Annotated in this window: 12 protein-coding genes; all 12 read right to left on the bottom strand. The window is 43.5% G+C overall.

Annotated features, from left to right (window positions below):
• Positions 1-302: 302 nt before the first annotated feature.
• On the bottom strand, positions 303-1,151 hold the full coding sequence (lipA, locus tag BACFIN_RS01645) for a lipoyl synthase (protein WP_007757750.1): 849 nt from the start codon (positions 1,149-1,151) through the stop codon (positions 303-305).
• Complete coding sequence (locus BACFIN_RS01650; protein WP_032839958.1) at positions 1,151-3,361, bottom strand: S9 family peptidase; 2,211 nt, start codon at positions 3,359-3,361, stop codon at positions 1,151-1,153. Before BACFIN_RS01650 ends, lipA begins: the two co-directional genes overlap by 1 nt.
• A gap of 183 nt (positions 3,362-3,544) precedes the next feature.
• Entirely contained in the window at positions 3,545-4,444 is a 900-nt protein-coding gene (gene miaA, locus BACFIN_RS01655) for a tRNA (adenosine(37)-N6)-dimethylallyltransferase MiaA (RefSeq protein ID WP_007757746.1), read from the bottom strand.
• A 96-nt stretch (positions 4,445-4,540) separates the two neighbouring features.
• Positions 4,541-5,095 (bottom strand): IS1096 element passenger TnpR family protein, encoded by a 555-nt coding sequence (locus tag BACFIN_RS01660; protein WP_007757744.1) that lies wholly within the window; start codon positions 5,093-5,095, stop codon positions 4,541-4,543.
• 21 nt (positions 5,096-5,116) lie between these two features.
• Positions 5,117-5,884, bottom strand: a complete 768-nt coding sequence (lpxA, locus tag BACFIN_RS01665; protein ID WP_007757742.1) for an acyl-ACP--UDP-N-acetylglucosamine O-acyltransferase — start codon at positions 5,882-5,884, stop codon at positions 5,117-5,119.
• A gap of 19 nt (positions 5,885-5,903) precedes the next feature.
• Positions 5,904-7,289: a bifunctional UDP-3-O-[3-hydroxymyristoyl] N-acetylglucosamine deacetylase/3-hydroxyacyl-ACP dehydratase gene (locus BACFIN_RS01670; protein WP_007757741.1), complete on the bottom strand. Its 1,386-nt coding sequence runs from the start codon at positions 7,287-7,289 to the stop codon at positions 5,904-5,906.
• 3 nt (positions 7,290-7,292) lie between these two features.
• Complete coding sequence (gene lpxD / locus BACFIN_RS01675; protein ID WP_007757740.1) at positions 7,293-8,333, bottom strand: UDP-3-O-(3-hydroxymyristoyl)glucosamine N-acyltransferase; 1,041 nt, start codon at positions 8,331-8,333, stop codon at positions 7,293-7,295.
• Between the two features lie 82 nt (positions 8,334-8,415).
• A complete protein-coding gene (locus tag BACFIN_RS01680) occupies positions 8,416-9,645 on the bottom strand; it encodes an HD domain-containing protein (RefSeq protein WP_007757738.1) in 1,230 nt (409 codons plus the stop codon).
• 4 nt (positions 9,646-9,649) lie between these two features.
• The gene (pyrF, locus tag BACFIN_RS01685; protein WP_007757732.1) at positions 9,650-10,483 is read right to left on the bottom strand and encodes an orotidine-5'-phosphate decarboxylase; all 834 of its coding nucleotides are present in this window, start codon (positions 10,481-10,483) and stop codon (positions 9,650-9,652) included.
• Between the two features lie 68 nt (positions 10,484-10,551).
• Positions 10,552-11,664 (bottom strand): peptide chain release factor 1, encoded by a 1,113-nt coding sequence (gene prfA, locus BACFIN_RS01690; RefSeq protein WP_007757731.1) that lies wholly within the window; start codon positions 11,662-11,664, stop codon positions 10,552-10,554.
• Positions 11,665-11,667: 3 nt separating this feature from the next.
• Positions 11,668-12,834 carry an AIR synthase-related protein gene (locus BACFIN_RS01695; RefSeq protein WP_022276105.1) on the bottom strand — a complete coding sequence of 389 codons (1,167 nt, stop codon included), beginning with the start codon at positions 12,832-12,834 and terminating at the stop codon, positions 11,668-11,670.
• Positions 12,835-12,924: 90 nt separating this feature from the next.
• The gene (locus tag BACFIN_RS01700; RefSeq protein ID WP_007757729.1) at positions 12,925-13,506 is read right to left on the bottom strand and encodes a LemA family protein; all 582 of its coding nucleotides are present in this window, start codon (positions 13,504-13,506) and stop codon (positions 12,925-12,927) included.
• Between the last annotated feature and the right edge of the window lie 50 nt (positions 13,507-13,556).

The following is a 13,556-nucleotide window of genomic DNA, read 5'->3' as shown; positions in this document are numbered from 1 at the left end:
CGTTTTGGCCGTCAAACCGTTTTTTGGGGGGAATGCTTAAAGATACAAAAAAGGCAACTAATTCGCAATGAAGTAGTTGCCTTAAATTTTATTATTTTAGGAATATCCCTACCTATACCTGTACCGATGTAAATAGCCGTGTCTTGCGTTATAAGTTCACACAATAAAATGGAAATAATAACGGGGACAAAACCCAGTGACATGTTAAATGCAGAAGAAAGTATTCCTTTATGCTCCATCTCTACTTAATGTTTATTTGTCGGTTCTGCTTATAAAACAAATAGTGCCTGTGTTTTGTTTGCTTAACGGATGTGTTTCTCTGCATGGTAGGATGAACGGACAAGGGGAGCGCTCTCTACAATGTTAAATCCTTTTTCTAAACCGATTGTTTTGTATTTTGCAAATTGAGGGGGAGTTACGTATTCTGCAACGGGATAATGACGGTGGCTGGGTTGCAGGTATTGTCCGATAGTAAGAATTTGGCAACCGACAGTCAATAAGTCATCCATCAATGTTTCCACTTCTTCTGGAGTTTCTCCTAAACCGACCATAATGCCGCTTTTTGATTTCACTCCTTTGGAAGAGATGCGGCCGATTACTTGCAGACTTGTGTCGTAGTTGGCTGCACTGCGCACTAGCGGACTAATGCGGCGTACGGTTTCCATATTGTGTGAAATAATATCGGGATGGGCCTCTATCACGAGATCTACCAGTTCCGTTTTTCCTTGAAAATCGGGTATCAGCACTTCGATGGTAGTCTGAGGATTCAGGCGCTTTATCTCGCGGATGGTATGTGCCCAATGTTCGGCCCCCAAGTCCGGGAGGTCGTCACGGTCTACGGAAGTGATGACAGCATGGTCGAGTTTCATTAGTGCGATGGACTCTGCCACATGAGTAGGTTCGTTACTATCCAGCGGATGTGGCCGACCGGTCTGTGTGTTGCAGAATTTACAACTGCGGGTGCAGATGTCACCGCCGATCATGAAAGTAGCCGTTCCTTTCCCCCAGCATTCTCCCATATTGGGGCAACGCCCACTGCTGCAGATTGTGTGCAGGCAGTGGGAATCAACTATTCGTTTGGTTTCGGTGTATCGTTCGTTGGCACCGATATTAATTTTCAGCCATTCAGGCTTACGTACTCTGTCAGCCATTACAAATTGTTCAAGAAGAAGTTAGTCAACCGGGTGTATAAGTGCTGACGGGTATTTCCACCGTATATTCCGTGATTGCGATTGGTATAAATCTGCATATCAAACTGTTTTCCGAGTTGTACCAGCTGCTCGGCATACTCTGCACAATTCTGGAAATGAACGTTGTCATCTGCCATACCGTGTACGAGCAACAAGTTGCCATGCAGTTTGTCGGCACGGGTAAAAGCGGATGAGGCCTTGTATCCTTCTGCATTCTCTTTGGGAGTACGCATGAAACGTTCGGTATAAATAGTGTCATAAAAACGCCAGTCGGTCGGTGCGGCAACGGCTACGCCTGCCTTGAAAACGGGAGTACCTTCGCTCATGCTCATTAGAGTCATGTATCCGCCGTAGCTCCATCCCCAAATACCGATCCGGTCTTTATCCACGTATGCTTGTTTACCGAGATAGAGAGCGGTCTCCACTTGGTCTCTGGCTTCTTTTACTCCGATTTTCAGATAGGTACATTTCTCGAAGGCTTCTCCGCGTCCTCCTGTTCCCCGACCATCCACGCATACTACGATGTAGCCGAGACTCGCCATATAGGTTTCCCAACTGATTCCCCATGTATCCAATACTTGTTGCGAGCCCGGTCCGCTATATTGATACATCAACACCGGATATTTCTTCGATGCGGAGAAATTAACAGGTTTCATCATCCATCCGTTCAGGGTTACACCATCCGTAGTCTGGAAAGTAAAGAATTCTTTCTGCGGCACAGCATATCCGGACAGGGTCTGTTTCAACTTGTCATTCGTAACCAATGTTTTTAGAGTCTTACCCGAATTGTCGTTCAACGTAACCAACATGGGGGTATCAAGACTCGTAAACTTATTCATGTAGTACTTCATTGATTTGCTGAAGAGCGGGGTATTGGTTCCGCTTTTTTGAGACAGCTTGGTCTTTTTACCTTTCTTATCTATCTTGTAGACTGCTTTACGCAAAGGACTTTCTTCATTGCTGGTGTAATAGAAAGATCCGTCCTCTTCGTCATATCCCAAGAAGTCTTTTACTTCGTATTTGCCGTTTGTAACCTTTTTGATCAGATTGCCTCCCATACTGTACCAATAGAGGTGGCTATATCCGTCACGCTCGCTGAGCAAACTGAAATATTCAGGATAGAATTCGATATTATCGAAGATGTTCTCCTTGATATAATAGGGTGATTCATCACGTAGCACCAGTTTGCAAAGTGTTGAACGTGGGTCGGCAAAATAAAGATCGAAGCGGTCTTGATGACGGTTCAGTGTCATGATGGCCAGCTTGTTGGCGTCTTTGGTAAAGCGGATGCGGGGAATGTATCCATCCGGATCCAACGGAAGTTTCATTGTGCGGGTGACGTGCGATTTGATATCATAAGTGCGTACCTCGACTTTGGAATTCGGATATCCGGCTTTCGGATACTTGTAGGTATATTCACCCGGATAGTCCTTCAAAGCATTAATGTGGGGTGCTTGTCCGGCAAATACCGGAAAAGAATAGGACGGTACTGCTGATTCGTCAAAACGGATGTAAGCGATTTGCGTATTATCGGCACTGAATTCCAACGCACGGTTAAAACTGAATTCTTCTTCATACACCCAGTCCGGGATGCCGTTGATAATAGAGTTCTGTTTACCGTCTTCGGTAACCTGGCTTTCACTATTGCCATAAAGCAGTTTCACAAGAAAGATATTGTTATCGCGGACAAAAGCTATCATTGTTCCGTCCGGAGAAAAGACGGGGACCTGTTGAGGTCCGCCGTCAGACAGCCGTTCAATGATGTTGTTTGTCGTAACGCCCTTATCATTTCGTTTCAAAGGGTAGATATAATGTACAGCTGTATATGAGTGCCGATAAATCGGGGTCGTCTTGGTGGCAATCAGTAGTTTTTTTCCGTCGGGTGAGAACTGATAGCTGTCGAAGTGCTTGAAATCACATTCGCGGGCAGTCTTTACATCGAAGATCACTTCTACTTTTTCACCTGTCTTGAAAGAATATTTGATGATTTGAGTGCCGTCATCATTCATTTGTGTGTAATGTTCTCCATCAGGCATCGGAATTACGCCTTGAATGTTTTCCGGACGGAAATGTCCCGAGGTGATATCTTTTAAATCGAGTGCCTTTTGTCCTTGTGCCATTCCTGTCAGACAGAGAAGGCAGAGTAATAGAGTGATGCTGATCTTTTTCATCTGCTTTTTTAATTCGGTTTTGGTTTTTATTCGTAATTGCAAAAGTAACAATAAACTTAGATTCGACAAAACCTGATGGATTTTTATGCAGATTTGATAAGGATTATTGGGAAGTTTCAATCTCTTTGTGAAAAGGACTTTAAATATTGTCGCTGTGGACTCGAGAAGAAACTGCTTGCAATGTCACCCTATTTGTTGACGGAGGTACGCCAGTATCTCCGTTTCTTGTTCCGGATGGAACCATTGTATTTCTTCATCTCGTTTGAACCAAGTCATCTGTTTACGCGAATAAATGCGGGAGTTTTGCTTGATTTTATCTATGGCAAAGGAGAGTTCCCATTCTCCATCCAGATACTTGAACAGTTCTTTATAACCTACTGTGTTGAGCGAATTGAGGTGGCGATAGGGAAGTACCGAGCGTACTTCTTCCAGTAATCCTTCTTCCATCATCATATCTACCCGACGGTTAATACGGTCATACAACTCTTCCCGGTCACGGGTTAATCCTATTTTAATAATGCGGAACGGACGTTCTTTTTTTTGTTGGGTGCGAAAAGAGGTATAAGTGCGTCCGGTCATATAACAAATTTCCAATGCATGAATAACCCGTTTGGGATTCTTCAGATCGACTATCCGATAATATTCCGGATCCAGCAGGCGAAGTTCTGCACAGAGTTGTTCAAGTCCTTCCTCCTCATATTTCTGTAGCATGAGTTGGCGGGTTTCCGCATCAACGGTAGGAATATCGTCGATACCTTTACAGATAGCGTCTACATACATCATTGAGCCACCGGTAAGAACCACGACCTCGTGTTGCGTAAATAACTTATCGAGGATTTCCAACGCTTCCGTTTCGTATTGGGCGGCACTGTAATAATCTGTCAAATGAAGCGTACCGACCAAATAATGAGGTACACGTTTGAGTTGGTCGGGAGTAGGAGCTGCCGTACCTATCTTTAATTCGGCGTAAAGTTGTCTTGAATCAGCAGATACAATGCTTGTTTGAAAAGACTCTGCTATCCGCAGGCTTAATTCTGTTTTTCCTACACCGGTAGGACCTATAAGAACAATGAGAGTAGGCAAGGGGGATAAGTGGTTAATGGTAACAGATTAGTGATTTAATGATCTGTGAATAAACGAATCTTTACCACACTTATCATTAAATCACTAATCGTTAAATTAATATTTATCTTCGTCATAAGGGCTACCTGTATCGCCACCGATATCGAATCCTTCTTGGTCGAAGTCTTCCATATCGAAGTCTTGGTCGCCATAGAAGTTTTCATCTAAATCAAGCGAACCGCCGCTAGCAGCCATTTCTTCAAAATCCACAGTCTGTTTGGGAGCTTCTCCAGATTTCTTGGTACATTTGGCACCTGTCATATTCTTTCCGGTGATAATCTCAGATAGTTCGATGAAGAAACAACGTTCTGTCATGTAATCGAATACGTAGAGTAATTTCTGCTTTTCATCTTCTACTAATTCGCTGATTGTGGTTTCTTTCATCACCCAGCTATCCATTTCGGGATTATCATCCATTTCTTCCAAAGTGACTTCTTTTTCTTTTTCCCAATCATCATCGCAGATAAAGAAAGAAGTCATCTGGTCGTTTGTATACCCTGCTGATTTCAGTATTGCCTCATGGAAGTCAAAGAAAGTAGCTTCCGGGTCAATTTGTATTTCTCTGACAAAATCGTCAACTTCATCAGATATAATAGTAAATCTGTATATCATAATATGACTATTTTGAACTGTTTATTTAATAATGCCACGCTCTGAGTTACGGATGAAGTTGATAATATAGTCAATCTCCGGACTCTTTTCAAATTCATCTTCAATTTTCTTTAATGCTTCTGTCGTATTCAAACCACTTTGATAGATGATACGATAGGCATTGTGAATGCTTTCGATCACTTCATTGGCAAAACCGCGACGGCGCAGACCGATGATGTTGATACCACTGAAGGCGATAGGTTCGCGTCCTGCGATGATGTAAGGAGGGATGTCTTTGCTGAAACGACATCCGCCTTGAATCATTACATGACTACCTACATGACAGAATTGGTGCATCAATACGTTAGCACTGACGATTGCATTGTCGTCAATCACGATTTCGCCTGCCATTTTGGTAGAATTGCCTATGATACATCCGTTTCCCACTAATGCATCGTGTGCTACGTGCACACCCTCCATCAGTAAGTTGTTGCTTCCCACAATCGTGCGCCCTTTAGCTGCCGTACCACGGTTGATTGTTACGTTTTCGCGAATCAGGTTGTTGTCTCCGATTTCAGCGGTTGATTCTTCTCCGCGAAATTTAAGGTCTTGCGGGATGGCCCCGATGACGGCTCCCGGAAATATAGTGTTTCCGTTGCCGATACGCGAGCCGTATAAAATATTGGCATTAGCCATAATTTTATTATTGTCGCCGATAACCACGTTTTTATCTATGAATACAAAAGGCGCAATTTCTACATTTTCCCCTATTTTAGCTTCGGGATGGATATACGCTAAAGGACTTATCATTTGAATTTTCAATTGTTAATTACTTGTTTTTTACTATTTGTGCCATGAATTCAGCTTCGCAAACCACTTTCTCTCCAACAAATGCATAACCTTTCATGGTAGAGATTCCACGACGGATGGGGGCTAACAATTCCACACGGAAAATCAGTGTATCTCCCGGCACTACTTTCTGGCGGAATTTGACACCGTCTATCTTCATGAAATAAGTAGAATAACGTTCCGGTTCATCAACAGAGTTGAGAACAAGCAAACCTCCGACCTGTGCCATAGCCTCTACCTGGAGTACACCCGGCATAACAGGTTCTTGTGGAAAATGACCTTGGAAGAAAGGTTCATTAGCAGTGATATTCTTGACGCCTACAATATAGTTGGCACCAATTTCAATTACTTTGTCCACCAATTGGAACGGATAACGGTGAGGTAGTAGCTCACGGATACGGTTTACATCCATTACCGGTTCCCGATTGCAGTCATAGCCCGGTGCCTGGATTTCGTGCAGACGGATTTCTTTCCGCATCTGACGGGCGAATTTGTTGTTGATCGTATGTCCGGGACGGGTAGCGATGATACGTCCTTTGATCGGTTTACCGATTAAGGCAAGGTCACCGATAACATCCAGCAATTTGTGACGGGCACATTCGTTCGGCCAAACCAATGGCTTGTGATTAATATAGCCTAACTGATTGGCGTCCATATGGGGTACTCCCATCACATCTGCCAACTTATCGAAACTTTCTTGCGACATCTTACGTTCGTAGATTACGATAGCGTTATCCAAGTCGCCACCTTTAATCAGGCCGGCGGAAAGTAACGGTTCTATTTCGCGAACAAAGACGAAAGTACGGCTGGCAGCCACTTCGTCTTTGAATTTATGCATATCTTCGAGTGTTGCAAACTGATTCGGAATGATGGTTGAATCGTAGGAAACCAATACATTCAGGCTAAAATTCTCATCCGGCAATACGATGATGGATGAACCGGTCGTTTCATCCCGGAATTCTATTTTAGATTTGATAATATAAAAGTCTTTGACAGCATTCTGTTCTACTGTTCCTACACGTTCTATTTCTTGTACATAATATTGTGCGCTACCATCCAATATCGGAAATTCCGGGCCGTTTACCTGGATAAGACAGTTATCAATGCCCAATGCGTAAAGGGCTGCCATACCATGTTCCACGGTGCTTACTTTAACTCCATTCTTCGACAAAACAGTACCACGTGTGGTTTCCACCACATTGTCGGCTACTGCATCGATTATTGGTTGTCCTTCTACGTCAATACGTTGGATTTTATATCCGTGATTGTCCGGAGCCGGATTGAATGTTACAGTGAGATCAAGTCCAGTGTGAAGACCTTTCCCGCTCAGTGAAAAGCTATCTTTCAGCGTTTTTTGTTTCAGCATTGGTTACTTATTTAATAGTTGTTTTAATTCTTCGATTTCTTTGCGCAGGTCATGTAGCTCCTTCTGCATATTCGGCAGGCTTTTTCTTATGATGGACGCTTTGAAATATTGTTTGGGATCCATAGGTGGAGTTCCGATCAGCTGGCTTCCGGATTTGATGTCTCCGGGAACACCGGATTGTGCGCCCAATCCTACTTTATCCCCTATTTTGATGTGTCCGGCAATACCGACCTGACCGCCGAACATGCACCATTCACCAATTTTTGTAGAGCCGGCAATACCGACTTGCGCAGCCATCACAGTATGTGAACCTATTTCATCATTATGTGCTATCTGCACCAGATTATCTATTTTAGCACCACTATGTACTATTGTAGCTCCCATTGTAGCACGGTCTACACAGGTATTGGCGCCTATATCCACTTTATCTTCCAGAATCACGATTCCGATTTGAGGAATCTTATCGTATCCGTTCGGAGTAGGAGCAAAGCCAAATCCGTCCGCCCCGATCACAGCACCTGAATGCAGGATACATTCATTACCTATACGGCAGTCGTGGTAGATGTTGACATTTGAGTAAAGCAGACAATTATCACCTATTTTCACACCGTCTCCAACAAAAGTATGTGGATAAATCTGGGTGTTATCTCCAATTACGGTATTTTCACCGATATAGGCAAAAGCACCAATATATACATTCTCACCAATCTTGGCACTGGGGGCAACAAATGCTAGTGAATCGATACCTTGTTTTTTAGGTTTGCTCATTTCGTAGAGATTGAGCAGTTTCGCCAGACTTTCGTATGCATTTTCCACTTTGATAAGAGTGGCTTTAATTTCATGTTCAGGAGTAAAATCCTTGTTAACCAGAACAATGCTTGATTGTGTTTCGTAGATATAAGGTGTATATTTAGGGTTCGACAGGAAAGAAATTGCTCCGGGCATTCCCTCTTCAATTTTAGCGAATGTGTGTACCGTAGCGTTTTCGTCTCCAATGATTTCCCCTTGGATAAATTCTGCAATTTGCTTAGCCGAGAACTCCATGTCTTTTATTTAAAATTTAATTAGTTCACAAATAACGGACTTTTTTTTCAGATTTCCGTGTTATTGAATGAATATTTTATACTTATCTGTGTAATCTCTGGTAACAGAGATAGTATTTCTTTACCTTTTTGGACAATAATGAGATGTTCAGCATGTCCGAAGCTTCGGCTATGTTTTTGATTGTGCCGTCGTTATAGATAATGTCAATACTGTCATCTGCCGGGTCGTACATGTTCTTTTCGATGCTGGGGGTAGAAACAAAATAGTTCGCTTCGGAAAGGGGTATGTCTAGTTGTTGGCTGATTTGCAAAGTTAATTCTTTTTTTCTGTCTTCACTAATCGGTTCCGACGAAATTTCCACTTTAAAGATATTTCGGTTAATCATTCCCATACTTAAAGTCGAAAGTACCTTATCGGTATGGGTGCTCCATACTTTCAAAGCCGTCCAGATATCATTGTCATCCAGTTGGATAAAATTCTCCAGGCAATCGGGATTGCTGTAGAATTCCGTAGGAGTGATGTCGTTGTAAAGGAAAAAATGTAATGCAGGCGATGCGAACAGTTCTATTCCTTGTGAGGCTAGTTCTTTAGCGCGTAGAAGAGTACTGATCAACATTTTTTCGTATGCGACCGAGGTTTTGTGCAGGTATACTTGCCAATACATCAGACGGCGTGCCATAAGAAAGTTCTCTATGGAATAGATACCTTTAGACTCGACTACGAGACGGTCGTCGGCCACATCAAGCATTTTTATGATTCGTGCAGAGCCGATGTTTCCTTCTGTTACTCCTGTATAAAAACTGTCACGACGAAGATAATCAAGCCGGTCCATGTCCAGTTGTCCGCTAACCAGCTGATGCAAGAAACGTTTTGGATATTCATCCTTGAAGATTTGGATGGCAAGACTGAGTTGTCCGTTCACCTCCTTGTTCATCCGTTCCATCAGCATGAGGGAAATTTCTTCGTGAGGAATTCCTTTCACGATTGTATCCTCCAGTACGTGTGAGAATGGGCCATGTCCAATGTCATGCAGAAGGATGGCAGCCTGCACAGCTTCCGCTTCACTGTCAAAGATAAAATTACCTTTGGACGCTAGTTGGGTGATTGCTTCGCTCATTAGGTAGAATGCTCCCAGTGAATGTTGGAAACGGGTGTGCTGTGCACCGGGATATACTACCGATGAGAGTCCCACCTGCTTGATGCGGGTAAGACGCTGCAATAGGGGATGACGTACAATATCATACAGTAATCCCTTGGGTATATTAATGAACCCGAATACCGGGTCGTTAATTATCTTTCTTTCGTAGACCACTTAATTACTGATTGTTAATCACTCTCTTCAATTGTTCTGCCATTTGTGCCTGAACTTCTTGTGCAGCAGTACGGGCAGCTTCTGCAAACTTTTCTGTCTTATCTACGTAGATAATGCCACGGGAAGAGTTTACAATCAATCCACAAGTGCTATTCATACCATATTTGCAAACTTCTTCGAGCGAGCCGCCTTGCGCTCCGATACCGGGAACGAGAAGGAAATGGTCAGGAACAATTTTGCGGATATCTTCAAAAGCACGTCCTTGAGTAGCGCCTACTACGTACATCATACGGTCATCGTTTGCCCATTCCTGTGATTTGCGCAGTACTTTTTCAAATAGACGTTCGCCATTTGCATCTTCTGTCAATTGGAAGTCATGAGATCCTTTGTTGGAAGTCAATGCCAACAGGATAACCCATTTGTTGTCGTAAGTAAGAAACGGAGTCACACTGTCTTCTCCCATGTAAGGAGCTACGGTTACAGAGTCGATATCCAGTTCCTCGAAGAAAGTACGGGCATACATGGCGGAAGTGTTTCCTATATCACCACGTTTTGCATCGGCAATGATGAACTGATCCGGATAATTATCCTTGATATACTTTACTGTCTTTTCAAAAGCGATCCATCCTTTTACACCCATACTTTCGTAAAAAGCCAAATTGGGTTTGTAGGCTATGCACAAATCGGCTGTCGCGTCGATGATTGCCTTATTGAAAGCAAAAATCGGATCTTCTTCTTTCAGCAGATGTTCCGGAATTTTCTTGATGTCAGTATCAAGCCCTACACAAAGGAATGATTTTTTGCGTTTTATGTTTTCAAATAATTGTTGCTTATCCATCTTATTGTTTACTATTTTTTACTATTTTAGAATCACTCTCAACTCTCAATTTTCAACTCTCAACTTATCTAAAGTTCGCTTTCCTTCAACCGTTCCGCATTTTCAGCTACGATCAGGTGGTCGATACAGTCTTGTATATCCCCGTCCATGAAAGCCGCAAGATTATAAATCGTGTAATTAATGCGGTGGTCGGTGATACGTCCTTGCGGATAGTTGTATGTACGGATTTTCGCAGAGCGGTCTCCTGTTGAAACCATCGTTTTACGTTTGGAAGCAATGTCGTCGATATATTTCTGATGCTCCTTGTCGTAGATGAAAGTACGGAGACGGGCCAATGCGCGCTCTTTATTTTTGGGTTGGTCGCGTGTCTCGGTACATTCGATCAGAATTTCTTCGGAAACACCGGTATTGGGGTTCTTCCAGATATAGCGCAGACGCACTCCGGATTCTACCTTATTAACGTTCTGTCCGCCTGCGCCGCCGCTTCGGAAAGTATCCCATTTGATTTCTCCTTCGTTGATGACCACATCGAACTCTTCCGCTTCAGGAAGTACGGCTACCGAAGCTGCCGAAGTATGTACACGTCCCTGAGTCTCTGTGGCGGGAACACGCTGTACGCGGTGTACACCCGATTCATACTTCAATGTGCCGTAAACATTGTCTCCCGTGACACTACAAACTATTTCCTTGTATCCGCCGGCAGTTCCTTCGTTGGCGTTGGAGACTTCCAGTTTCCATCCTTTTACTTCGCAGTATTTGGCATACATGCGGAAAAGGTCACCGGCAAAGATTGCCGCTTCATCGCCTCCTGCTCCACCGCGAATTTCAAGAATGGCATTCTTGCTGTCTTGCGGGTCGGCAGGAACAAGCATTAACTTGATTTCTTCCTCCAATACCGGAAGGCGTTCCTGGCTAAGGTCCATTTCCTCTTTGGCCATTTCGCGTATATCTGTATCCGACTCGGTGGCAAGGATATTTTTGGCTTCTTCGATGTTGCCCAGCAATTGAATATATTCCTTGCGGGCTTTCATCAAGTCATCCAGTTCCTTGTATTCCTTTGTCAGTTTGACATAACGTTTCTGGTCGGCAATGACTGCCGGGTCGGTGATGAGGGTTGATATTTCTTCAAAACGGGCTACAAGACCGTCCAGTTTCTCTAATATGGTACTGTTATCTGCCATTCTTTAGTATCTAAATTCTCCGAATTCACTCTTAATGATTAATTCAGTCTTGTCACATGCTTCGATACGCCCGACAATCTGTGCCGGTATTCCAAATGATTCGGAAATGGCGATAACTTCTTCAGCGTGTTCCGGTGACAGATAGACTTCAAGCCGATGTCCCATATTGAACACCTTGTACATTTCCGCCCAATCTGTGCCGCTTTGTTCTTGAATAGTCTTGAATAAAGGAGGAACAGGGAAAAGATTATCTTTCACTACACGAACGTTTTCAACAAAGTGTAAAACTTTGGTTTGTGCACCACCGGAGCAGTGTACCATTCCGTGTATTTCAGGACGTAGTGCATCCAACAACTTCTTTACTACCGGCGCGTATGTACGGGTAGGAGAGAGTACTAACTTGCCGGCGTCGATCGGAGAGCCTTCCACACTGTCTGTCAATTTTAGGTTTCCAGAATAAACCAGTTCTTCGGGAACTGCCGCATCATAGCTTTCCGGATATTTTTCTGCAAGGTATTTGCCGAATACGTCGTGACGGGCACTTGTCAGGCCGTTGCTGCCCATGCCGCCATTGTATTCTTTTTCATAAGTAGCTTGTCCGTAAGAAGCAAGACCGACAATCACATCACCCGGACGGATGTTGGCATTGTCTATCACATCCGAACGTTTCATGCGGCAAGTTACTGTGGAATCAACAATAATAGTGCGGACAAGATCACCGACGTCGGCTGTCTCACCACCGGTGGCATATACGCCTACTCCCATTTCGCGGAGCTCGGCAAGCAGCTCATCCGTTCCATTGATAATGGCGGAAATTACTTCCCCCGGAATTAACAGCTTGTTGCGTCCGATGGTAGAAGAGACAAGAATATTATCTACGGCCCCCACGCAAAGCAGGTCATCGATATTCATGATCAAAGCGTCCTGCGCAATACCTTTCCAAACGGACAGGTCGCCGGTTTCTTTCCAATACATATAAGCAAGCGAAGACTTGGTTCCGGCTCCGTCGGCATGCATGATGTTACAGTATTCCGGATCGCCTCCCAATATATCGGGAATGATTTTGCAGAATGCTTTAGGGAAAATTCCTTTGTCGATGTTCTTGATGGCGTTGTGCACATCTTCTTTTGATGCGCTTACGCCACGCATCATGTATCGTTGATTACTCATGAGTTATAGAATTATTTTGTATACGGCTGCAAAAGTACTGCTTTTTTTTTGTACAGCCAACTATCTTACTAGAAATGCCGTTGCCTCTTTTCAGAACTCTACCTTCGGTGCTTTTTCGCTACCTTCTTCCGCTTCGAAGTAAGCTTTCTTTTCAAATCCGAACATTCCGGCAAAGATATTCTTGGGGAAACGGCGGATATTGGTGTTATAAGCCTGTGCAGCATCATTGAAATTTTTGCGTGCCACGTTGATACGGTTTTCCGTCCCCTCCAATTGGGCTTGCAGTTCAAGGAAGTTCTGATTAGCCTTCAAATCCGGATAGTTTTCCGTAATTGCTAATAATTTGCCTAAGGCGGAAGTAACGGCGCCCTGTGCTTTCTGGTATTGAGCGAGTTTTTCTGGTGTCAGGTCGGCTGCATCGACTTTCATTTGTGTTGCTTGACTGCGTGCTTCAACCACTCCTTCCAGCGTTTCTTTTTCATGTGTCGCATACCCTTTTACTGTATTTACCAGATTGGGAATTAAATCGGCGCGGCGTTGGTATTGAGTTTCTACATTGGCCCATTGACCATTTACTTTCTCATCCATAGCGACAAGACCGTTGTACATGCTGACAGCCCAAATGACAATGACAGCTATAACGGCTAAAATAATGATAACTGACTTTTTCATATTTATCGTTTTTATTGATTGATATTGATAATTTGATTTTAAATCTTGGT

Source organism: Bacteroides finegoldii DSM 17565 (assembly GCF_000156195.1).
Taxonomy (GTDB): domain Bacteria; phylum Bacteroidota; class Bacteroidia; order Bacteroidales; family Bacteroidaceae; genus Bacteroides; species Bacteroides finegoldii.
This window is presented reverse-complemented; position numbering and strand designations above follow the sequence as displayed.

Excerpts from the sequence above, each read along its gene's own strand:
- lipA (WP_007757750.1), bottom strand. The coding sequence starts at position 1,151 with ATGGCTGACAGAGTACGTAAGCCTGAATGGCTGAAAATTAATATCGGT.
- BACFIN_RS01650 (WP_032839958.1), bottom strand. The coding sequence starts at position 3,361 with ATGAAAAAGATCAGCATCACTCTATTACTCTGCCTTCTCTGTCTGACA.
- BACFIN_RS01660 (WP_007757744.1), bottom strand. The coding sequence starts at position 5,095 with ATGATATACAGATTTACTATTATATCTGATGAAGTTGACGATTTTGTC.
- lpxA (WP_007757742.1), bottom strand. The coding sequence starts at position 5,884 with ATGATAAGTCCTTTAGCGTATATCCATCCCGAAGCTAAAATAGGGGAA.
- BACFIN_RS01670 (WP_007757741.1), bottom strand. The coding sequence starts at position 7,289 with ATGCTGAAACAAAAAACGCTGAAAGATAGCTTTTCACTGAGCGGGAAA.
- lpxD (WP_007757740.1), bottom strand. The coding sequence starts at position 8,333 with ATGGAGTTCTCGGCTAAGCAAATTGCAGAATTTATCCAAGGGGAAATC.
- pyrF (WP_007757732.1), bottom strand. The coding sequence starts at position 10,483 with ATGGATAAGCAACAATTATTTGAAAACATAAAACGCAAAAAATCATTC.
- prfA (WP_007757731.1), bottom strand. The coding sequence starts at position 11,664 with ATGGCAGATAACAGTACCATATTAGAGAAACTGGACGGTCTTGTAGCC.
- BACFIN_RS01695 (WP_022276105.1), bottom strand. The coding sequence starts at position 12,834 with ATGAGTAATCAACGATACATGATGCGTGGCGTAAGCGCATCAAAAGAA.
- BACFIN_RS01700 (WP_007757729.1), bottom strand. The coding sequence starts at position 13,506 with ATGAAAAAGTCAGTTATCATTATTTTAGCCGTTATAGCTGTCATTGTC.